This window comes from Brachybacterium subflavum (assembly GCF_009299795.1).
Lineage (GTDB): Bacteria > Actinomycetota > Actinomycetes > Actinomycetales > Dermabacteraceae > Brachybacterium > Brachybacterium subflavum.
Map to the genome: position 1 here is coordinate 68,884 of NZ_VIGP01000006.1, position 20,142 is coordinate 89,025.

Below are 20,142 nucleotides of genomic sequence, written 5' to 3' on the forward strand. Positions count from 1 at the left end.
ACGGGTTCGGGGGAGCGGGCGAGGCCGCCGGGTCGGGGCGCGGCGACGCCGACGAGTCAGGTCGCGGGAGGTGCGGAGCCGGTCGCGGGAGGGGCGGAGTCGTGGGTCTCCACGATCCGCGCCAGGATCTCGGCGGCCTGCGCGAGGGTGCGGCGGTCGTCGTCCCCGAGGTCGTCGAGGATGGGGCCGACGCCGTGGTTCATGCGGCTGCGCCAGTCGGCGAGCTTCTCGCGGCCGGCCGGGGTGATGTCGACGAGGACGGAGCGCGAGTCGGCGGGATCGGGGGCCCGGAAGACCAGGCCCTCCTCCTCCAGTCGCTTCGCCACGGTGGTCGCCGTGGGGCGGGTGACCCTCTCGCGCTCGGCGATCTCGCTGAGCCGCAGCGGTCCCCGCTGCTCGATCGTGCTCACGACCCGCCAGGAGACGGAGGAGACGCCGACGTCCGCGCGGCGCGCGGCGAGCCGCACGAAGCGGCTGCAGGCGAGCGTCAGGTCCTGGGGGAAATCTTGGGTGGGCACGTCACCCCAATGTAGTTAGGAATGCGAACTACTGCAACATGCTGTGGCGCACGGGACGGCGGGCGGCGGTCTGTGGGTGGGTGGATGCCTCGCTCAGTCGCCCGTCGGCCGGTCTTCGTCGTCCGCGCCCCGGCGCGAGGCGGCGCCGTGGTTCCAGTCCGGATGCCAGCTGCCGGGCCCCGTGTACGGGTGGTCGCCGACGTCGGCCTGCATCTGCGCGAGCTGCGCGGCCAGGTCTTCGCGGATCCCGGCGTAGTCGGGGTCCGCGGCGACGTTGCGGAGTTCCTCGGGGTCCGTGCGCAGGTCGTAGAGCTCGTACTCGCGCTCGAAGACGCGGTCCGAGGCGCCGGGCGCTCCGAGGCCCGCGCCGTAGTAGTCGATGAAGGCGAACTCCTCTGTGCGGATCCCGTAGTGCGCGGGAGCATGGTGCTCGGGGTCGTCGTGCTCCCAGTAGCGGTAGTAGACGGCGCGCGGCCAGTCCTCGATCTCCTCGCCGCGCAGCAGCGGGCGGAAGCTGCGGCCCTGCTGGCCGGGCATCGCCGCGTCCGCGTCGAGACCGGCGACGTCCAGCAGGGTCGCGGCGATGTCGACGTTGCGCAGCATCGAGGTCACGCGCGATCCCGCCGGGACCTCGGCGGGCCAGCGCACGAGCATGGGCATCTGCAGCGACTCGTCGTACATCAGGCGCTTGTCGAACAGCCCGTGGTCACCCAGGAAGAACCCCTGGTCCGAGGTGTAGACCACGAGCGTGTCCTCGGCGATGCCGAGCTGATCGAGGTGGTCGAGCACGCGGCCCACGCTGTCGTCGACCGCCTGGACGGTCTGCAGGTAGTCGCGCAGGTAGCGCTGGTAGTTCCAGCGGGCGCGGTCCTCGCGGCGGTCCTCGGCGCGCAGCTCCTCGGGCATGTCCTCCTTGACGTCGGTGCGGGTGAGGTCGTCGGCGATCGACATGCGCGCGCCCTGCACCGCCTTCGAGCGGGTCGAGAGGTCCTCGAGGAGGGTCTCGGGCTCGGGGATGCTGCCCACGGGGTAGCGCTCGGCGTGCCGGGGGTGCGGGATCCACGGCCGGTGCGGCGCCTTGTGGTGGAGCATCAGGCAGAAGGGGTCCGACGGGCGCTGCGCGCGCTCCTCGTCGATCCAGTCGAGCGCCATCTCCGTGAGCAGATCTGTCACATACCCCTCGTGCTGCTCCTCGCCGTCCGGCGTGAGGAACCGCGGATCCCAGTACTCGCCCTGGCCGGGGAGGATCCGCCAGGAGTCGAAGCCGCGCGGCAGGGCCGACGGCGAATGGCCCAGGTGCCACTTCCCGAACAGCGCGGTCGCGTACCCGGCGTCCTGCAGCGCCTCGGAGACCGTGGGCACGCGGTGGTCGAACTCGGTGTAGAGCGTCGCGGCGCCGTTGATGTGGCTGTAGGTGCCCGTGAGGATCGAGGCGCGCGACGGTGTGCAGATCGAGTTCGTGCAGTACATGGCGTCGAGCCGCGCGCCCTCCTCTGCGAGACGGTCCATGTGCGGGGTGGAGTTCACGCGGCTGCCGTACGCGGAGATCGCGTGCGCCGCGTGGTCGTCGGACATCACGAAGACGATGTTGGGGCGGGCGGGGGATGACGGGACGCCGCGCGCTGCGGACGACGCATGGCCGGGGCTGGACATGGGGCTCCTCGTGGGTCGTCGATCGGCGACCGGACTGAGAGCAGCCGCCGTGCTGCCATACGGGCACGCTATCGCGATCCATGGCGTGGGGGAGCGGTCGATGCGCGTCCGGACGCGCCATACATCCGAGGACCGCCCGACGGGCATCCGGGATTCAGAGGAGCGCGGAGTCGGGGTGGGCCGCTGACATGCGAGCACGCAGGGGCGGAAACGCGGATGGACGCGGCAATCCCTCGGACACCTCTTGACTCATCCCATGTTTTCCTCAAGAGTGGTCGTGCCGCGAAGACATCCGATGTCTTGAGGGGCGGGCCTCGACGGCGCAGGACGCGACGGCACATGACGCGCGGCTCGGGCCTCTGCGGCTCGGGCGTCCGCGGCGCTCGAGAAGGACGACGACGACCTTCGGGACCAGGGGTGGTACATGCCGATGACGAAGAGAGCCGCACCGCTCTCGCGCCGCGCGCTGCTCGCAGGCGCGGGCATGGGACTGCTCGGTGCCTCCGGCGCGCTGACGGCCTGCGGAGGACAGGGCGGCGACCCCAGCACGCGACTCTTCACCTGGATCTCGAGCGCGAGCGATCGCGAGCAGTGGCAGGCGTTCATCGACGCCGCGCAGCAGGAGGACCCCGGATTCTCCCTCACTCTCGAGGGCCCCAGCTTCGAGGACTTCTGGACCAAGGCGAAGACCCGGATGACGGCGAAGGACGCCCCTGCGCTGCTGACCACGCAGGCGGCCAGGACGCAGGAGATCGGCCCCCTGCTCGCTCCGCTCGAGGATCTCGCGCAGGACGCGGGCGTCGATCTGGGCGCCTTCAACGAGGCGATGATGACCGCCATGACGGTCGACGGCACCATCCGCGCCGTCCCGTACGACGCCGAGCCGATGGTCCTCTACTTCAACCGCTCCCTGTTCGAGGACGCCGGCCTCCAGATGCCCGGCCTCGACTACACCACCGACCATTTCCTCGAGGATGCGAAGGCGCTGACCTCGGGGGACGTCCACGGCCTCGCGATCTCCGCGGGCCTCGTGCACCTGGGCATGGCGATCGGCTTCGCCGACGGCGGAGCCCCCGTCGCCGACGGGGGCCTCACGCTCACCGACCCCGCGATCGTCGAGGGCATGCAGTTCGGGTTCGACCTCGTCACCGAGCACGGCGTCGCGACGGCCCCGCCGGCCGTGGACTCCGAGCCGGCCGCCCAGCAGGACCTCATGAGCAGTGCCGCCGCGATGTACGTCGACGGGCCGTGGATGTACCAGGTGTACGCCGACGCCCTCGGCGACGACCTCGGCGTCGGCGTGATCCCCTCGCGCAGCGGCGATGCCCGCGGGCTGATCCAGGGCTCGGGTTTCGGGATCGCGGCCGAGGCGGAGGACCCCGCCGCGGCGTTCCGGACGCTCGCGGCCATCACGACCCCGGACGTCATCGGCAGTGTGGCCCACGCGCGCGGCACGTTCCCCTCGCTCGCGCAGGAGCGGGACCGCTGGGCGGAGGGGAAGCCCGAGGACAGCGTCCGCGCCGTGACAGCTCTCGCGGACTCCGGGCAGCCGCTGGTGACGACCTCGAACTGGAACGAGATCGTCTCGGTCTTCGCCCAGTACGCGACCGACGGCTTCCGGGGGCGCCGCACGGCGCAGCAGATCCTCGGCGAGATCCAGGAGGCGACCGCACGATGACCGCAGCTCTCGACCAGGCGCCCGCGTCGGCCCCCGCCGCGCCGGCGCGCCGCCCGCAGCGCGCGGGCCGGGGCCGCCCGGCGCGCTGGCCCGCCGTCCTCTACCTCGGTCCGGGCATGCTCGGGTTCGCCGTCTTCATCGTCGTGCCCCTCGCGGCCTCGCTGGTCATCAGCGTGTTCGACTGGCCGCTGCTGGGGTCGCCGAAGTTCGTCGGCCTCGAGAACTACCGGTACATGCTCGCGGGCGACCCGGCGTTCTGGCGGAGCATGCTGAACACCCTGATCTTCGCGGTGCTCTACACGGCCGTGAACCTCGCCGTCGCCCTGGGGCTCAGCTACTGGCTGATGAACCTCGGCGGCCGCTGGGCCGCGTTCTTCCGGGTCCTCTTCTTCGTCCCCGTGGTGACGCCGATGATCGGCAACGCGCTGGTCTTCCGCCTCCTGCTCGACGACGACGGCGTGGTCAACGCCCTGCTCGCCCACCTCGGGATCACCGGCCCGCAGTGGCTCAACACGCCGGGATGGGCGATGGTCTCGCTGGTCATGATGTCGCTGTGGCAGGGGATGGGCTACAACATCATCGTCCTCGGCGCGGGGATCTCCGGCATCAGCCCCACCGTCCTCGAGGCCTCCCGGATCGACGGCGCAGGGCCCGTGGACCGCTTCGTCCGGGTGGTCTTCCCGATGCTCTCGCCCACGATCTTCTTCTGCACGATCATGACCGTGATCGGTGCGTTCAAGGTCTTCGCCCAGCCCTACGCCCTCACCGAGGGCGGGCCGGGGAACGCGACCAACACGCTCGTGCTCCACCTCTACCGCAACGGCTTCTCCTTCGATCGCCTCGGCTACGCCTCCGCGCTCGCCTGGGCGCTCTTCGTGATCGTCATGCTCATCACCGCCGTCCAGTTCAGCCAGCAGAAGAGGTGGGTCTCCTATGACAGCTGAGATGACAGCCCAGCGCGCCGCTCCCATCCCGCGCCGCAGCGGCTTCCGCCCGGGGCGGCTGATCTCCCGGGTCCTCATCTGCATGGTGGGACTGGCCTTCGCCTTCCCGTTCCTGTGGATGCTCGCGACGTCGCTGAAGCCGACCGACGAGGTCTTCGCGACCGGCACCAGTCCGCTGGGCTCCCGCCTCGAGTGGTCGAACTATCTGACCGCGTGGACGGCCATCCCCTTCGCACGGATCCTCGTCAACAGCTTCCTCATCGCCCTCGTGGGAGCCGCGATCACGGTAACGGTCTCCGTGCTCAGCGCCTACGCGTTCACGCGCTTCGCCTTCCGGGGGCGCGCGGCCCTGTTCGGCGCGTTCCTGGCGACGATGGTGCTGCCGCAGGAGGTGCTGATCATCCCGTTGTACCTGATGATGCAGGAGCTGGGGCTGGTGAACTCCTATCCCGCGCTGATCCTGCCCTTCGCCTTCGGGGCCTTCGGCACCTTCCTGATCCGCCAGTTCCTGCTCAGCCTGCCCGCCGACTACGAGGAGGCCGCGACGATCGACGGGGCAGGGCGGCTGCGCACCCTGGTCAGCATCATCGTCCCGCTGCTGCGCGCTCCGATCTCCGTGGTCTTCGTCTTCGCGTTCATCGAGTACTGGGCGAGCTTCCTGTGGCCGCTGATCATCGTCAACGACACCTGGATGGCGACGGTGCCCATCGGCCTGCAGATGTTCTCCGGTGAGCGTGGCACCGACTGGGGGCCGCTGATGGCGGCCGTCAGCCTGGTCGTCCTGCCCAGCCTGCTGATCGTCGTCCTGCTCCAGAAGCAGCTGCAGCAGGGGGTGAGCATGGGCGGCTTCGGAGGCCGCTGACTCTTCGCCGATCTTCCCGACCGACCCCGCACCGACGCTCCAGAGGAGACGATGAACCCATGGCCGCTGATCCCGACACCAGCACGGACACCCCAGCCGAGATGACCGCTCCCGATGCCGACCGCGCCGCGGTGACCGACGATTCCCGGCGCTGGGCCTCCCTGCCCACCCGGCACCCCGACTGGTTCCGCGACGCCCCGCTGGGCATCTTCATCCACTGGGGCGCCTACGCGGTCCCGGCCTGGGCGGAGCCGATCGGGGAGCTCGGCACCTTCGACAACGACCACGAGTGGTTCTCCCACAACCCCTACGCCGAGTGGTACTTCAACACGATCCGGCTCGACGGGTCGCCTGCGCAGCGGCATCAGCAGGAGGTCTTCGGCGGCGCCCCCTACGACGACTTCCTCGACGCCTGGGACGCGAGCGCCTTCGACGCGCGCGCCTGGGTCGACCTGTTCCGCCGGGCGGGCGCCGACTACGTCGTGCCCACCACCAAGCACCACGACGGCATCACCCTCTGGGACGCCCCCGACACGGGGGACCGCAACACGGTGGCCCGCGGACCGCACCGCGACATCGTCGGCGAGCTCGCCGAGGCGACGACGAGCGCCGGGCTGCGCTTCGGCGTCTACTACTCCGGGGGGCTCGACTGGCACGTACGGCCGACGGACCCGATCGGTCTCGAAGGGGCGGCCGAGCGCATGCCCCGCCCGCTCGACGACGAGTACGGCCGGTACTGCTCCGCCCACGTGCGAGACCTCATCGACCGCTACGCCCCCGACGTCTTCTGGAACGACATCGGCTGGCCCGACGAGAACCACCACTTCGGGCCCGGCGGCCTCGGGGAGCTGCTCGAGCACTTCTACGCGCAGCGCCCGGAGGGCCTGATCAACGACCGCTTCTCCGATGCCCACCACGACTTCGTGACCACCGAGTACCAGGCCGGGGAGATCCCCGAGGGCGAGGCCTGGGAGAACTGCCGCGGCATCGGCCTGTCCTTCGGGTACAACCAGGTGGAGGGCCCCGAGCAGTACCTCGGCGTCGCACAGGCGATCCGCCACGTCGTCGACGCCGTCTCCCGGGGCGGGCGCGTGCTGCTGAACGTCGGCCCGAAGGCCGACGGCACCCTTCCCGCTCCCCAGGTCGCGGTCCTCGAGGGACTCGGGGAGTTCATGGCCGAGCACAAGACGCACCTGGCCGGATCCACGGGCCTCGGCGCGCTCGAGATCCCCGGGGTGACCTGGGCGCGCGCCGTCGAGAAGGACGGCACCGTGCACGTCTTCCTCAGTGGACCGGCGGAAGAGGTCGAGATCCCCGCGGACGCGCTGCCCGCGGCCGGCTGGGCCGAGGGCGGCGTGCGCGTGCGCCTCGCCGGCGAGGGCGCACCGCCCGTGGCGATCAGCGCGCCCGCCGCCTGATCCCGCCCCACCAACCGACCGACCGACCGAACCGAGGACAACCACCGGTGAGCACCTTCGTCTCCTTCGACGTCCGCGACGTCCGCTTCCCCACGAGCCGCGACCTCGACGGCTCGGACGCGATGAACCCCGACCCCGACTACTCCGCTGCCTACCTCACGATCCGCACGGACGCCGGGGACCCGGCCGACGCCGGCACGAGCCTGGTGTTCACCATCGGCAGGGGCAACGACGTGCAGAGCGCGGCGATCCGCGCGCTCGAGCCGCACGTGATCGGGAGGGACGTCGAGGAGGTGCTCGCCGACCTCGGCGGCATGCAGAAGGAGCTCGACGGCGACTCGCAGCTGCGGTGGCTCGGTCCGGAGACGGGCGTGATGGCGATGGCGATCGGCGCCGTCGTCAACGCCCTGTGGGACCTGCGCGCGCGCCGCGAGGGGCGGCCGCTCTGGCTCACCCTCGCCATGCTCTCGCCCGAGGAGATCCTCGACCTCGTCGACTTCCGCTACCTCAGCGACGCCCTCACCCGCGCCGAGGCCCTCGAGATCCTGCGGCGCGGGACCGAGGGCCGCGAGGAGCGGATCGCTGCGCTGCGCGCGCACGGCGTCCCCGCCTACACGACGACCCCGGGCTGGCTCGGCTACAGCGACGAGAAGCTGCGCCGCCTGCTGGGCGAGGCCCGCGACGAGGGCTTCGAGATGGTGAAGCTCAAGGTCGGGGCCGACGTCGAGGATGACGTGCGCCGCTTCGCGCTCGCCCGCGCCGAGATGGGGGAGGGCTTCCCGATCGCGGCGGACGCGAACCAGCGCTGGGACGTCGCCGAGGCGATCGAGTGGCTGAGCCGCCTCGCCCCCTACGACCCGTACTGGATCGAGGAGCCGACGTTCCCCGGGGACGTCCTCGCCCACGCCGCGATCCGTCGGGCCGTCGCCCCGCTCAAGGTCGCGACCGGCGAGCAGGGCGCGAACCGGATCGTGTTCAAGCAGCTGCTGCAGGCCGGCGCCATCGACGTGCTCCAGCTCGACGCGACCCGGGTTGCGGGGGTCGGGGAGAACGTCGCGAACCTGCTGCTCGCGGCGAAATTCGGCGTGCCCGTGTGCCCGCACGCGGGCGGCGTGGGGCTGTGCGAGATGGTGCAGCACCTCGCGTTCTTCGACGCTGTCGCGATCGGGGGCGAGGACCCCCGGCGCCGCATCGAGTTCGTCGACCACCTGCACGAGCACTTCGAGGTGCCGGTGCGCGTCGAGGGCGGCGCCTACCGCGCGCCCGAGGAGCCCGGCGGCGGAGCGCGCATGCTCGCCGCATCCGTCGAGGAGCACGAGTTCCCGAGCGGCGCCGTGTGGGCGGGGGAGAGCGCATGAGCGCGGGCGGGCCCGGCACGGACATCGCGGATCTGCGCCTCCCGGTGCCGCCGCTCGGCTTCGGGGCCGCGCAGCTCGGGAACCTCTACCGCGTCACCACCGACGAGGAGGTCGACTCCGCGGTCGCCGCCGCCTGGGACCGCGGGATCCGGTACTTCGACACCGCCCCGCACTACGGGATCGGCACCAGCGAGCGCCGCCTCGGCGAGCGGCTGCGCGGTCTCCCGCGCGAGGAGTACCTGGTCTCCACGAAGGCGGGCCGGCTCCTGGACCCCGGACCGGGCACGGGCGACGACCACGGCAACGCCTTCTGGGTTCCCGACGACCACGTGCGCCGCTGGGACTTCTCCGAGGAGGGCGTGCGCGCCTCCCACCAGGCATCCCTCGAGCGGCTCGGTCTGGACCGCGTGGACATCCTCTATGCCCATGATCCCGAGGAGGGGCCGACGGAGCAGGCCTTCGCCGAGGGCCTGCCGGCGCTGGCCCGCATGCGCGAGGAGGGGTTGGTGGGCGCGATCGGCGTCGGCTCCAAGGACGCCGACGTCTGCACCCGGGCCGTGCGCACGGGCCTCATCGACCTCGTCATGCTCTCGGGCCGGTTCACCCTCCTCGAGCAGGGCGCCGCGCGCGAGCTGCTCGAGGCCTGCCTCGAGCACGGCGTGCGGATCGTCGCCGTCAGCGTCTTCAACTCCGGGCTGCTCTCGCGGCCCACCGTGCCCGACGACGCCACCTACGAGTACGCCGCCGCCCCGCCCGAGATCATCACACGCGCCCGCGCACTCGCCGCGCTCGCCGAGCGCTTCGGCGTCACCCTGCCCGACCTCGCCGTCCAGTACCCGCTGCGCCATCCCGCGATCGCCTCGGTCGTCCTGGGGATGCGCACCGGTGCGCAGGTGGACTCGAACGTCGAGCGGATGGGGCGTGCAGTGCCCGAAGAGGCCTGGCAGGCCATCGCGGCGCTCGAGGCGCAGTGGACGGCCGACGACCGGGCCGCCGATCGGGCTGAACCCGGGCACCCCGAGCCGGAGCCGCGGCATGGCTGACACCCTCGCCTCGACCTCGACCTCGACCTCGACCTCGACCTCGACCCCGACCCCGACCCCAGCACCTGCCGTCACCGACACCCACCTGCACCTCTGGGACCTGCGGCGCAGCCCGTATGCCTGGCTCGCGACGGCGCCCGCGCCCCTGCGCCGCACGGGGGAGTGGTCGATGGTGCGCGACGGGCTCGTGGGACTCGGCGCCTCCCGCGTGATCCTGGTCCAGGCCGACGACACCCCGGAGGACACCGCTCATCTGCAGCGCACCGCGCGCGCCATCGAGGCGGAGGGCGCGGGCATCAGGGCCGACGTCGTCGGCTGGCTGCCGCTCGAGGACCCCGCGGAGGTCGAGCGGGCGCTCGCCGACCCCGAATGCACCGACCATCTCGTCGGCGTCCGGCACCTCGTCCACGACGAGCCCGATCCGGGCTTCCTCGAGCGCCCTGCCGTCGGCCGCTCCCTCGAGCTGCTCGCCGCGGCCGGGCTCCCGCTCGACGTGCCCGACGCCTTCCCCCGCCACATGGAGCAGGTCGCGCGTCTGGCCGCAGCGCATCCGGGGCTCACCCTCGTGCTCGACCACCTCGGCAAGCCGCCGCTCGGCGACCGCGCGCAGATGGCGCACTGGCACGCGGCGCTCGCGCGGATCGCCGCGGCACCCGGTGCCCGCGCGAAGCTCTCCGGGCTCGCGACCAGCGGGAACGGAGAGTTCGCCCCCGCGATCGACGCGGCGCTCGAACTGTTCGGCCCCGCGCGCCTGATGGTCGGATCCGACTGGCCGATCGCCCCGTCGGCCTTCACCCTCGACGGCTTCTCCCCGCTGCTCGCCCACGTGCGCGAGCAGCTCGCCGGCGACGACGAGGCGCTCGACGCGGTGCTCCGGGGGACGGCGGAGCGGGTCTACGCCGGAGTGACGGAGGGCAGGGGGCTCGCAGAGGAGGACGAGTAGACGCTCATGCCCCGGCGAGCCGGTGAGCGGCGAGCCTGTTCAGCGAGATGTTCTGCTCGGCAGCCTCGATGGCGAGACTGCGATGCGCCTCCGGAGGGATGCGGACGAGGAACTTCCCCGAGAAGGATCTCTCGGTGAACGGAGTGGGAGGCGTCTCGCCCGTCTCCGCCATGTCCGCCAGGACCTCGTCCAGCGCATCGCGGATGCCGTCGAAGGCGGCGCGCGGATCCTCGGAGATCCACGACAGCGAGGGGAACTCCGCGACAGTGCCGACGAAGCCCTGATCCTCCGGGGACCACTGGACCCTGTATGTGAAGTGATCGCGGCTGCTCACGCGCGCCCCTCCCTCTCCCATGTCTCGATCGCGACGAGGACCTGTTTCACCTGGTTGGGCTTGGCCTTCCCGTGGTCGTTCTGGATGTTGACGCGGGGGTCGCCCTGCCACGGCGTGCGGTACACGTGGTGGGAACCGCTACGGTGGCGGGGCGGACCGAAGTAGTGCTCGCAGACCTTCGCGAGGTCGTCGAACCGGACATCGGTCGCGCTTCGCCTCATCCGCTGCACGAGCCTCTGACGCTGGTCATCGGTGAATAGTATCGATGATGATACTAGACCTCAGGGGTTTGTGGACGACTGCGGACGGGCCGTCCTTCGTGTCCCAGGGCCGGCCGCTTCCGGACGCGCGGTTCCCCGCCTGCCCATCATTCCTGTGCAGCCGTGGCGTCTGCCTGTGTCGGTACCGCGTGGCCGGTCGAGCCTGCTCCGTCGTTCCCCGCCTCGCCCGCATCCTCCTCGGGCATGCCCTGGCGGATCAGCCAGGACTCGACGCCCGCGACGTGCGAGGTCGCGTACGCCCGGGCGAGGTCGGCGCGGCCCTCGCGCAGCGCCTCGAGGATCCGCGAGTGCTCGGAGAGCGTGCGCTCGACGGCCTCGGAGTCGGTGAGGCCGCGCCAGACGCGCGCCCGCGAGGTCGAGCTCGCGAGGGAGTCCAGCAGAGTGCTCAGGTAGGCGTTGGGGCAGCGGTGGTTGATGAGCCGGTGGAAGGCGATGTCGGAGGCCACGAGGGCCTCGACGCCCGAGTCCGCGTTCAGCTGGGCGAGCATCTCGTCGAGCCGCGCGAAGTCCTCGTCGGTCAGATGCGGGGTGGCCTGCTCCACGGCGATCGGCTCCATGAGGCGGCGCAGCTCGAGGATCTCCAGGTGCGAGGAGTCCTGGTGCAGGTCCAGCACGAAGGAGAGCGACTCGAGCAGCTGCTCGGGCTCCAGCGCCGTGACGTAGGTCCCGTCGCCCTGGCGCACGTCGAGCACGCGGATCACAGAGAGCGCCTTCACGGCCTCGCGCAGGGAGTTGCGGGAGACGCCGATCGTCTCGGCGAGTTCCTTCTCGGTGGGGAGGCGGTCGCCGGGCTTCAGCCGCCCGTCGACCACCATCTGCTTGATGGCGGAGATCGCCTTGTCGCTGACTGCCGAGGCCATCTCAACCCACCGGCCTCGTGCGCAGGCCGCTCATGCCGCCGTCGACCGCGAGCGAGGTGCCCGTGGTCGAGGAGTTCAGGGGGCTCGCGAGGAAGGCCACGGAGTCGGCGACCTCCTGCGGGGTGACCATGCGGCCCGTGGGCTGGCGGGCGTCGAGCGCCGCCCGCTCGGCGACCGGATCGGGGAAGCGCTGGACCATGCGGTCGACGAACTCGGTCGCGACCGTCCCGGGGTTCACGCAGTTGACGCGGACGCCCTCGCGCACGTGGTCGGTGGCCATCGCGAAGGTCATCGCCTGCACGGCGCCCTTGGTCGCCGAGTAGAGCACCCGCTCCTGCAGCCCTGCGGTCGCCGCGATCGAGGACATGTTCACCACTGCCGGATGCGCCGAGCGGCGCAGGTGGGGGAGCGCCGCCGCGGTCACGCGCGCCATGGCGGTGACGTTCACGCTGAGCACGCGCGCCCACTCCTCGTCGTCGTTCGCGCTCACATCGCCCACGGCGCTGACGCCCGCGTTGTTCACGACCACGTCGAGCCCGCCCAGGGACTCGGCAGCGGCGTCGACGGCGCTGGTCGTGGCCGCGCGCTCGCCCAGGTCGACCTGGTGGACGACCGCGCCCTCGGGGGCGCCGGTGGCCGAGAGGTCGAGGACGGCGACGCGCGCGCCGAGCTCCAGGAACCGGGCCGTGGTCGCCCGGCCGATGCCCGAGCAGCCGCCCGTGACCAGGACTCGGAGGCCGTCGTAGGGGTTCGCGGGGCTCATCGGACGTCCTCCTTCGCGGTGGAGGTGGTCGCCTCGGCGGACGGGGCATCGCGGAAGGTCTGGCGCTGGTTGCCCAGGCCCTCGATGGCGAGCTCGACGACGTCGCCGTCGCGCAGGTAGGGCTGGCCGGGCAGGCCCATCGCGACGCCCGCGGGCGTTCCGGTGTTCACGAGGTCGCCCGGGTAGAGGGTCATGAAGCGCGAGAGGTAGGCGAGGACCTCGCCGACGCCGAAGATCTGGTCGGCCGTGGTGCCGTCCTGGCGGCTCTCGCCGTTCACCGAGAGGGTGAGGGAGAGGTCCTGGACGTCGGCGATCTCGTCGGCCGTGACGAGGAACGGGCCCATGGGGTTGAAGGTCTCGCAGTTCTTGCCCTTGTCCCAGGTGCCGCCGCGCTCGATCTGGAACTCGCGCTCGGAGACATCGTTGCTGATGGTGTACCCGGCGACCGCCGCGAGCGCCTCCTCGGGAGAAGCGGCGTAGCGCAGCGTGCGGCCGATGACGACCCCCAGCTCGACCTCCCAGTCGGTCTTCGCCGAGTCGCGGGGGAGGAGCACATCGTCATGGGGGCCGACGGCGGTGTCCGGCGCCTTCATGAACAGGATCGGCTCGGCGGGGATCTCGGCGTTCGTCTCCGCCGCGTGGTCGCGGTAGTTCAGGCCGATGCACAGGATCTTGCCCGGTGCGAGCGGGGCGCCGAAGCGGGCGTGACCGGCCGGGGACGCGGAGGCGCCGGCCGTGCCGACGCTGCCGGCCGTGCCGACGCTGCCGCCCGTGCCGACGGTGCCGCTCGTGCCGGTCGCACCGGCCAGGTCCGCGGCCCCGGACGACACGCCGTCCAGGGTCGGCAGCGCGGCGGGATCCAGCGCGGGCAGGGCGCCGTCCGCGATCGCGTGGCGGGTGCGCTCGATGCCGCCGTCCTCGAGGAATCCCCTCGAGATCGCGGTGACCTCGCCCGTGAGAGGCGTCAGGTCATAGGACGTGCCGTCGTGCAGGACGGCCGGGCGCTCGGCCCCGGCAGGGCCCTGGGCATAGAACTTCACGGGGACTCCCCTTCGCGTGGGCGGTGATGCCCTCGCAGGCTACCCCAGACATCGGATGTTTGGAGCGGAACAAGGTGGGGCGAGACGACCGTGGTGCGGTGCGTCCCGGACGCGTCCCCGACGTCCTCCGCACGGAGTCTTCCAGGCGGGTGTGCACGACGCGTAGCAGGAGGTCGGGTCACGGCGAATAGTGCACGTGACCCGACCTCCCACTACGCGTAGTGCACGGGGCGGCGGTAGACCCCGAGGGCGTGGAGCGCGCGAGGTCCGGGTTCTGGGGGCAGACCAGGGGTCGCGAAGCCCCGCGCGAGCTCAGGCGCCGGGCGCTTCCTTCAGCACGCGGGCCTGGTCCTGTGCCTTCAGGGCGAGCTCGACGGCGGTGAAGACGTGCTCCTGGGTCATCGCGTTCTCGGTGCGGTGCAGGACGTCGAGGATGAGGTCGCCGAAGAAGGGGTAGCCGACCTTGCCGGTGGCGTCGATGCGGTGCTCGCCCTCGCCGTCGACCAGGAGGACCTGGCCGGGGCCGTTCTCGGTGGTGACGTCGATGTACTTGCGCAGCTCGATGTAGCCCTCGGTGCCGAGGATGAAGGTGCGGCCGTCGCCCCAGGTGCGCAGACCGTCGGGGGTGAACCAGTCCACGCGCACGTACCCGGAGGCGCCCGAGGACAGGGCCACGTGGGCGTCGCCGAAGTCGTCGAGCTCGGGGTGGTCGGCGTGGTCGAAGTTGCCGATCGAGGACGAGAGGATCTCGGCGCTGTCGGACCCGGTGAAAGTGAGCATCTGCTCGAAGTTGTGCGAGCCGATGTCGGTGAGGATGCCGCCGTAGCGTGCGCGCTCGTAGAACCAGTCGGGGCGGGAGTCGGGATCGCCGAGGCGGTGCGGCCCCATGCCGAGGACCTGGATCACGGTGCCGATGGCTCCGCGGTCGATGAGCTGCCCGGCGAGGACGGCGGCCTCGACGTGGATGCGCTCGGAGAAGTAGCAGGCGTACTTCTTCCCGGTGCGCCGGGCGGCGGCGCGTGCGCGCTCGAGCTGGTCGAAGCTGGTCAGCGGCGTCTTGTCGGTGAAGTAGTCCTTGCCGGCGTCCATGACGCGGATGCCGAGGTCGGCGCGATCGGCGGGGACCGCCGCGGCGGCGACGAGGAGCACCTCGGGGTCGGTGAGGATCTGCTCCTCGGACTCGGCGAGCTGGACGCCCTCGAAGTGCTCGGCGAAGGCGGCGGCGCGCTCGGGCTGGGTGTCGTAGACCCACTTCAGGGTGCCGCCGGCGCCGATGAGGCCCTCGCACATGGCGGTGATGTGGCCGTGGTCCAGGTGCATCGCGGCGAAGGTGAACTCACCGGGGGAGACGACGGGCTTCGGCATCGGAGCGGGGGCGTAGTTCGCGCCTTCGGAGACGGCCATGATGCGGAGGGTTCCTTTCGCGGAAGCGGATGGGACGGGGCGGAGGGTCAGGCCTGTGCGGCGTCGGGGAGGCCGACGGGCATGTACCCGTCCTGGCTGGCGACCGATCCGGTCTTCTCGTGGAAGTGCGGGGCGCGCTCCACAAGGGTGCCCGAGCGGTAGTACGGATCCTCCGGGCTGATCGGCAGGTCGATGACGCGCCGCTCGATCGCGGACTCGTAGACCGCGGTCACGAGCTCGACGGCGTTGCGACCGTCGTGCCCGGTGACGAGCGGCTCGCGGCCCTCGCGCACGGCGGCCACGACGTCGGCCAGCTGCGCCGGATGCCCGGTCCGGGGCAGCGGTGGGAGCGAGGCCGCGAACTCCTCGAGCTCGGCGACGGTCTCGGCGTCGCCGCCCTGCTCGGGGAAGCCGTTGGGGCGGGCGACCTCGGCCGCGGGCTCCCAGGGCTGGGAGACGCGGGCGCGCGCGCCCTGGATCTCGATCCCCTGGTTCTGCCCGTGATGGACCACGGAGCTGGTGAGCTCGGCGAGGCTGCGCTCGTACTGGAGGATCGCGATCGACAGGTCCTCGACCTCGGCGTTGTCGTGCTGGGCGTTCGTCATCATCGCGCTCACGGCGAGCGGACGGCCCAGCAGCCACAGGGCGATGTCGATGTGGTGGATGGCGTGGTTCAGCGTCGGACCGCCGCCCTCGGAGGCCCACGTGCCGCGCCACCACAGGTCGTAGTAGGAGTGCCCGCGCCACCACTCGGAGGCGATCCGCGCGGAGGAGAGCGGGCCGATCTTCCCGGAGTCCAGCACGGCCTTCAGTCGCGCCATCTCGTCGCGGAAGCGGTTCTGGGCGATCGTCGAGAGGACCTTCCCGCTCGCGCGCTGGGCGGCGAGCATCGCGTCGCACTCCTCGAGGGAGGTCGCCATCGGCTTCTCGACCACGACGTTCACGCCGGCCTCGAGCGCCTGGATCGCCAGCGGCGCATGGGCCGACGGGGGCGTGGTGACGGAGACCAGGTCCAGGTCCTCGGCCTCGAGCATCGCTGCGACGTCGTCGTAGACGCGAGCGTCCTCGAGCCCGAAGGCCTCGCGCTTGGCCGTCGGCCCCGCGAGATCCAGGTCCGCCAGGGCGACGATGCGCAGGTCGGGGAACTCGGCGGCGAGCTCCTGGTAAGCGCTGATGTGGGCGTCGGAGATGGCGCCGGTGCCGATGATGCCGACGGAGAACATGTCGGGGATGTGCCTTCCGGAGGTGGGCGGAGGAGCCCGCGGGGTCGTCGTCGGGTGCCGCGGGCGGTGATCACGCACCCGTCAGTGTCCCGCGTCACCTCGATCGTCGCAGATGGATGCCACGGGTTGCCGCCGGATGCCACGGGCGACGGGCCGCCGGGCGTGCCGACGGATGGGCCGACAAGCGGATCGACGGGCGGGGGCCGACGGGCGGGCCGATAAGCGGACCGAAGGGTGGACTGACGGACGGACCGACGGGCCGGAGACGCTGCGCGGCCCGGCTCGTCGGCCCCGCGCCGCCGCTCAGCCCCGCACGTCGGTCAGCGGCACCGCCTCGGGGCGCCCGCAGCTGCTCGCGACCTCGACGCGGGAGCCGCTGCGGGAGGAGGCGAGCACGGCGTTCATGACCTCGAGGGCGTGCTGGCCGAGCGCGCCGCTCGCCCGCAGATCCGCGCCGCGCAGCGCCATGTCCTGCAGTCCGATCCCGCGCGAGGCGTCCACATAGCCGGCGCTCACGGGCAGGGTCTCCCACCCTTCGCCGCCCAGGCGGTGCAGCTCGACATCGCCGTCGAAGCGGTTGGGGTCGGGCACCGCGAGGCTGCCCGCGCTGCCGTGGATCTCGATCGGGTGGATCGAGGTGGCCACCGCGTCGAAGCTCATGACGAGCGTGGAGAGCACTCCGGAGGAGTGCACGAGGATCCCGCTGACGTGCGTGTCCGTGCTGACCGGGATGACCTCGCCCGCCCGCGGGCCGGAGCCGATGGTGCGCTCGGAGCGGGTGCGGGAGGCCGCGCCGATCACCGCGTCGACCGGGCCCAGCAGCGTGACCAGCGCATGGATGTAGTACGGGCCCATGTCCAGCAGTGGTCCGCCGCCGGGCACGTAGTAGAAGTCGGGGTTGGGGTGCCAGCGCTCATGGCCGGGGGTGAGCATGGTGGCGGTCGCCGCGATCGGGGCGCCGATGAGGCCCTCGTCGATCGCGGCCCGCGCCGTCTGCGTGCCCGTGCCCAGCACGGTGTCGGGGGCGGAGCCGACGAGCACTCCGGCCGCGCCGGCCGCCTCGAGCACGGCGGCGCCGTCGGCCGTCTCGACGGCGAAGGGCTTCTCGGCGTACACGTTCTTCCCGGCGGCGATCGCCCGCTGGTCCACCTCGGCGTGGGACGCGGGGATCGTGAGGTTCAGGACCGTGTCCACCTCCGGATCGGCGATCAGGTCGTCGACCGAGAGGGCGCGCACGCCCTGGTGCGCGGAGGCGACGGCCTCGGCGCGGGCGGCGTCGAGGTCCGCGACCGCGACGAGCTCCACGTCCGGGAGGGCGGGGAAGGAGGCGAGGTACTGCGCGGAGATGTTCCCGCAGCCGATCATGCCGATCCGCAGGGGCCTGGTCGCGGCGCTCATCGGGCCTCCTCCGTCCGGTGCGCGCGGCCGGCTGACGGGGCGGCGTACGGATCCTCGGAGCCGCGCGCGGCCCACAGCAGCCCGCGCTCGACGATCGTGCGCACGCTGGGATCCTCGAGCACGTCGACGTGGTGGCCGGGGGTCGCCACGAAGATGCGGCCCTTCCCCCACTGGCGGGTCCAGACCGCGGGCGAGGTGATCGGGCGGCTCCACGGGTCCCACTCCCGCACCTTCTGGGTGGTGGTCGCGAGCACGTCGATGTAGTCGTCGGAGAGCACCCAGTACTGCTCGGTGACCAGGTCGAAGTCCTCCACGCCGCGGGTGATGGGGTGCTCGGCCGCAGCCGGCAGCATGTTCACCGTGTACGGGACGTAGTTGTCGGCCTGCTCGCCGCGGCGCTCGTCGGGGTGCTTGCCCGGGTGGCAGCCGAACTGGCCGCCGATGAGGGTGAGGTAGTCCGATTCGGCGCGGTAGCTGTCGGCGATGCCGCCGTGCCATCCGGCCAGACCCGTGCCCGCCTCGACCGCGGCGCGCAGGCCCTCGAACTGGGGGCGCTCGATCGCGGACATCGTCATGCACTGCACGATGAGGTCGACGCCTGCCATGTACTCGGCGTCCGCGTAGATCGCGGGGCTCTCCTCGATGCGCACCTCGAAGCCGTGCTCGCGCAGGTGGGGGATGAACAGCTCGGTCGCCTCGACGGGCTGGTGCCCGTCCCAGCCGCCGCGGACGACGAGGGCAGTGCGGGTGGTGGTCATCGGGCGGTCTCCTCGGTGGTGGGCGATGCGGAAACGGGGGCGGACGGGTCGGATGGGCTGGTGCCGACGTCCGTCCAGCGGGAGCCGTCGGCGTGGCTGGCCTCGACGGCGGCCAGCACGCGCTGCACGCGCACGGCCTCGTCGAAGGAGGGCGAGGGGTCGGTGCCCTCGCCGATGGCGCGCACCAGGTCCGCGACCTCGTGCGTGAAGGTGTGCTCGTAGCCCAGGCCGTGCCCGGTGGGCCACCAGGCGGCGGCGTAGGGGTGCTCGGGCTCGGTGGTGAGCACGCGGGTGAAGCCCTGGCGCCCCGCGGGGGCGGTGGCGTCGTAGATCTCCAGCTCGTTCATGCGCTCGAAGTCGAAGGCGATCGCGCCGCGCGAGCCGTGGAGCTCGATGCGCATCGCGTTCTTGCGCCCCTGCGCCATGCGGGTGGCCTCGAAGGAGCCGAGGACGCCGCTCGCGAGTCGCACCGAGAACAGGGCGGTGTCGTCGACGGTGACCCGGCCGCGCTCTCCGGAGGCGTCACCCGTGCCGCCGAGGCCCTGCATCGCTCCCGCCGCCGGACGGGTGGGGACCACGGTCGCGAGGGTCCCGGAGACGGCCTCGACGTCCTCTGCGGTGATCCACTGGACGAGGTCGATGACGTGCGCGCCGATGTCGCCGAGCGCACCGGACCCAGCCTTCTCCTTCTCCAGCCGCCAGGTCATGGGGGCGTCGGCGTCGGCCAGCCAGTCCTGCAGGTACTGGGCGCGGACCTGCCGCAGGTCGCCCACGAAGCCCTCCTCGACGAGCTGTCGGGCATAGGCGAGTGCGGGCGTGCGGCGGTAGGAGAACCCGCACAGCGAGCGCACGCCGCGGGCCGAGGCGGCGCGGGCGGCGTCGGCCATCTCCTCGGCCTCCGCCACGGAGTTCGCGAGCGGCTTCTCGCACAGCACGTGCTTGCCGGCGGAGAGTGCGGCGAGGGCGATCTCCCGGTGGGTGTCGCCCGGGGTGCAGATGTCCACGAGGTCGATCTCGGGGTCCTCGACGACGTCCTGCCAGCGCGTGGTGGTGGCCGCGAAGCCGTACCGCTGCGCGGACTCGGCGAGGGTCTCGGGGCGCCGGCCGGCGAGGGTGCGCAGCTCGGGGGTCAGCGGCAGGTCGAAGAAGCGGTGCGCGGTGCGCCAGGCGTGGGAGTGGGCGGCGCCCATGAAGCCGTGGCCGATGAGGCCGACGCGCAGCGGGCGGGAGGACGGGGTGGTCACGGCAGGGGTCACGGCTCCTCGGTGAGCGGACGGTGGCGGTGGGGCGGAAGCTCGGCGGGCAGGACGTCGAGAACCGGCGGCCCTCTCGAACCTATCCGGGCCGCCGCCGGTGGACAACCGGCATGGCCGCGCAGGTCAGCGCGCAGAAGGACGGGGAGGACCGCCGCAGCGGCCCTCCCCGTCCCACGGGGTCGGGTGGGGTCAGAGGATGCCGCCGAGGAGACCGCCGACGACGCCGAGGATCGAATCGAGGAGGCCGGTGACGAGGTCCATGGTGGGTCCTTTCGCAGGGACGGAGGGATTCCGTCGGGGACCCCCAGCCTCCCGGGAAGGCGGACCGGAGCTGCCGTCCGGTCACCGGTCGTGACACCCTCGTGACCGGCACGTCCACCGTGCGGGCGGGTGTTGACCCCGCCTCTC

The 20,142-nt window shown here is 72.1% G+C and carries 19 protein-coding genes; 7 read left to right on the forward strand and 12 right to left on the reverse strand.

Translation table 11 applies throughout. From position 1 onward, the window contains the following. Window positions 1-56: 56 nt before the first annotated feature. Together FHG10_RS14520 and FHG10_RS14525 are read right to left on the reverse strand one after the other, a co-directional pair. Complete coding sequence (locus FHG10_RS14520) at window positions 57-518, reverse strand: MarR family transcriptional regulator (RefSeq protein ID WP_152354080.1); 462 nt, start codon at window positions 516-518, stop codon at window positions 57-59. A gap of 93 nt (window positions 519-611) precedes the next feature. Next, complete coding sequence (locus tag FHG10_RS14525) at window positions 612-2,171, reverse strand: sulfatase family protein (RefSeq protein ID WP_152354081.1); 1,560 nt, start codon at window positions 2,169-2,171, stop codon at window positions 612-614. 430 nt (window positions 2,172-2,601) lie between these two features. Here FHG10_RS14525 and FHG10_RS14530 point away from each other — a divergent pair, with 430 nt between their 5' ends. Genes FHG10_RS14530 through FHG10_RS14560 form a run of 7 tightly spaced genes read left to right on the forward strand, consistent with a single transcriptional unit; the run spans window position 2,602 to window position 10,417 of the window. Beyond that, window positions 2,602-3,849: an ABC transporter substrate-binding protein gene (locus FHG10_RS14530; protein WP_227488280.1), complete on the forward strand. Its 1,248-nt coding sequence runs from the start codon at window positions 2,602-2,604 to the stop codon at window positions 3,847-3,849. After that, entirely contained in the window at window positions 3,846-4,793 is a 948-nt protein-coding gene (locus FHG10_RS14535) for a carbohydrate ABC transporter permease (RefSeq protein ID WP_227488281.1), read from the forward strand. The genes FHG10_RS14530 and FHG10_RS14535 overlap by 4 nt, the downstream gene beginning before the upstream one ends. Beyond that, window positions 4,783-5,655, forward strand: coding sequence for a carbohydrate ABC transporter permease (locus FHG10_RS14540; RefSeq protein ID WP_227488282.1), 873 nt, complete (start codon window positions 4,783-4,785; stop codon window positions 5,653-5,655). Before FHG10_RS14535 ends, FHG10_RS14540 begins: the two co-directional genes overlap by 11 nt. A 59-nt stretch (window positions 5,656-5,714) precedes the next feature. Next, window positions 5,715-7,073 (forward strand): alpha-L-fucosidase, encoded by a 1,359-nt coding sequence (locus FHG10_RS14545; RefSeq protein ID WP_227488283.1) that lies wholly within the window; start codon window positions 5,715-5,717, stop codon window positions 7,071-7,073. A 47-nt stretch (window positions 7,074-7,120) separates the two neighbouring features. After that, window positions 7,121-8,431, forward strand: coding sequence for an enolase C-terminal domain-like protein (locus FHG10_RS14550; RefSeq protein WP_227488284.1), 1,311 nt, complete (start codon window positions 7,121-7,123; stop codon window positions 8,429-8,431). Then, window positions 8,428-9,474: an aldo/keto reductase gene (locus tag FHG10_RS14555; protein WP_152354083.1), complete on the forward strand. Its 1,047-nt coding sequence runs from the start codon at window positions 8,428-8,430 to the stop codon at window positions 9,472-9,474. The genes FHG10_RS14550 and FHG10_RS14555 overlap by 4 nt, the downstream gene beginning before the upstream one ends. Then, the gene (locus FHG10_RS14560; protein WP_152354084.1) at window positions 9,467-10,417 is read left to right on the forward strand and encodes an amidohydrolase family protein; all 951 of its coding nucleotides are present in this window, start codon (window positions 9,467-9,469) and stop codon (window positions 10,415-10,417) included. Before FHG10_RS14555 ends, FHG10_RS14560 begins: the two co-directional genes overlap by 8 nt. Before the next feature lie 4 nt (window positions 10,418-10,421). Here the strand turns inward: FHG10_RS14560 and FHG10_RS14565 are convergent, their stop codons facing one another. From FHG10_RS14565 to FHG10_RS14610, 10 genes are all read right to left on the reverse strand, one after another. Continuing rightward, on the reverse strand, window positions 10,422-10,751 hold the full coding sequence (locus FHG10_RS14565) for a type II toxin-antitoxin system HicB family antitoxin (RefSeq protein WP_227488285.1): 330 nt from the start codon (window positions 10,749-10,751) through the stop codon (window positions 10,422-10,424). Next, on the reverse strand, window positions 10,748-10,972 hold the full coding sequence (locus FHG10_RS14570) for a toxin HicA (protein WP_152354086.1): 225 nt from the start codon (window positions 10,970-10,972) through the stop codon (window positions 10,748-10,750). Before FHG10_RS14570 ends, FHG10_RS14565 begins: the two co-directional genes overlap by 4 nt. A gap of 146 nt (window positions 10,973-11,118) precedes the next feature. Next, on the reverse strand, window positions 11,119-11,892 hold the full coding sequence (locus FHG10_RS14575; RefSeq protein WP_152354087.1) for a FadR/GntR family transcriptional regulator: 774 nt from the start codon (window positions 11,890-11,892) through the stop codon (window positions 11,119-11,121). Window position 11,893: 1 nt separating this feature from the next. Further along, on the reverse strand, window positions 11,894-12,655 hold the full coding sequence (locus FHG10_RS14580; protein ID WP_152354088.1) for an SDR family NAD(P)-dependent oxidoreductase: 762 nt from the start codon (window positions 12,653-12,655) through the stop codon (window positions 11,894-11,896). Continuing rightward, a complete protein-coding gene (locus FHG10_RS14585) occupies window positions 12,652-13,695 on the reverse strand; it encodes a fumarylacetoacetate hydrolase family protein (protein ID WP_227488286.1) in 1,044 nt (347 codons plus the stop codon). The genes FHG10_RS14580 and FHG10_RS14585 overlap by 4 nt, the downstream gene beginning before the upstream one ends. Window positions 13,696-14,007: 312 nt before the next feature. Further along, complete coding sequence (locus FHG10_RS14590) at window positions 14,008-15,099, reverse strand: Gfo/Idh/MocA family protein (RefSeq protein WP_152354089.1); 1,092 nt, start codon at window positions 15,097-15,099, stop codon at window positions 14,008-14,010. 47 nt (window positions 15,100-15,146) lie between these two features. Next, on the reverse strand, window positions 15,147-16,322 hold the full coding sequence (locus FHG10_RS14595; RefSeq protein ID WP_152354090.1) for a Gfo/Idh/MocA family protein: 1,176 nt from the start codon (window positions 16,320-16,322) through the stop codon (window positions 15,147-15,149). 303 nt (window positions 16,323-16,625) lie between these two features. Then, the gene (locus FHG10_RS14600; protein WP_152354091.1) at window positions 16,626-17,720 is read right to left on the reverse strand and encodes a Gfo/Idh/MocA family protein; all 1,095 of its coding nucleotides are present in this window, start codon (window positions 17,718-17,720) and stop codon (window positions 16,626-16,628) included. Then, on the reverse strand, window positions 17,717-18,478 hold the full coding sequence (locus tag FHG10_RS14605; protein ID WP_152354092.1) for a ThuA domain-containing protein: 762 nt from the start codon (window positions 18,476-18,478) through the stop codon (window positions 17,717-17,719). The genes FHG10_RS14600 and FHG10_RS14605 overlap by 4 nt, the downstream gene beginning before the upstream one ends. Further along, a complete protein-coding gene (locus FHG10_RS14610; RefSeq protein ID WP_406565171.1) occupies window positions 18,475-19,668 on the reverse strand; it encodes a Gfo/Idh/MocA family protein in 1,194 nt (397 codons plus the stop codon). The genes FHG10_RS14605 and FHG10_RS14610 overlap by 4 nt, the downstream gene beginning before the upstream one ends. Window positions 19,669-20,142 lie beyond the last annotated feature (474 nt).

What these genes read in the sequence shown, in the direction of transcription:
- FHG10_RS14580 (WP_152354088.1), bottom strand. Translation starts at nt 12,655, where the DNA reads ATGAGCCCCGCGAACCCCTACGACGGCCTCCGAGTCCTGGTCACGGGC.
- FHG10_RS14560 (WP_152354084.1), top strand. Translation starts at nt 9,467, where the DNA reads ATGGCTGACACCCTCGCCTCGACCTCGACCTCGACCTCGACCTCGACC.
- FHG10_RS14570 (WP_152354086.1), bottom strand. Translation starts at nt 10,972, where the DNA reads ATGAGGCGAAGCGCGACCGATGTCCGGTTCGACGACCTCGCGAAGGTC.
- FHG10_RS14545 (WP_227488283.1), top strand. Translation starts at nt 5,715, where the DNA reads ATGGCCGCTGATCCCGACACCAGCACGGACACCCCAGCCGAGATGACC.
- FHG10_RS14595 (WP_152354090.1), bottom strand. Translation starts at nt 16,322, where the DNA reads ATGTTCTCCGTCGGCATCATCGGCACCGGCGCCATCTCCGACGCCCAC.
- FHG10_RS14555 (WP_152354083.1), top strand. Translation starts at nt 8,428, where the DNA reads ATGAGCGCGGGCGGGCCCGGCACGGACATCGCGGATCTGCGCCTCCCG.
- FHG10_RS14575 (WP_152354087.1), bottom strand. Translation starts at nt 11,892, where the DNA reads ATGGCCTCGGCAGTCAGCGACAAGGCGATCTCCGCCATCAAGCAGATG.
- FHG10_RS14535 (WP_227488281.1), top strand. Translation starts at nt 3,846, where the DNA reads ATGACCGCAGCTCTCGACCAGGCGCCCGCGTCGGCCCCCGCCGCGCCG.
- FHG10_RS14600 (WP_152354091.1), bottom strand. Translation starts at nt 17,720, where the DNA reads ATGAGCGCCGCGACCAGGCCCCTGCGGATCGGCATGATCGGCTGCGGG.
- FHG10_RS14590 (WP_152354089.1), bottom strand. Translation starts at nt 15,099, where the DNA reads ATGGCCGTCTCCGAAGGCGCGAACTACGCCCCCGCTCCGATGCCGAAG.
- FHG10_RS14525 (WP_152354081.1), bottom strand. Translation starts at nt 2,171, where the DNA reads ATGTCCAGCCCCGGCCATGCGTCGTCCGCAGCGCGCGGCGTCCCGTCA.
- FHG10_RS14605 (WP_152354092.1), bottom strand. Translation starts at nt 18,478, where the DNA reads ATGACCACCACCCGCACTGCCCTCGTCGTCCGCGGCGGCTGGGACGGG.
- FHG10_RS14530 (WP_227488280.1), top strand. Translation starts at nt 2,602, where the DNA reads ATGACGAAGAGAGCCGCACCGCTCTCGCGCCGCGCGCTGCTCGCAGGC.
- FHG10_RS14540 (WP_227488282.1), top strand. Translation starts at nt 4,783, where the DNA reads ATGACAGCTGAGATGACAGCCCAGCGCGCCGCTCCCATCCCGCGCCGC.
- FHG10_RS14610 (WP_406565171.1), bottom strand. Translation starts at nt 19,668, where the DNA reads ATGGGCGCCGCCCACTCCCACGCCTGGCGCACCGCGCACCGCTTCTTC.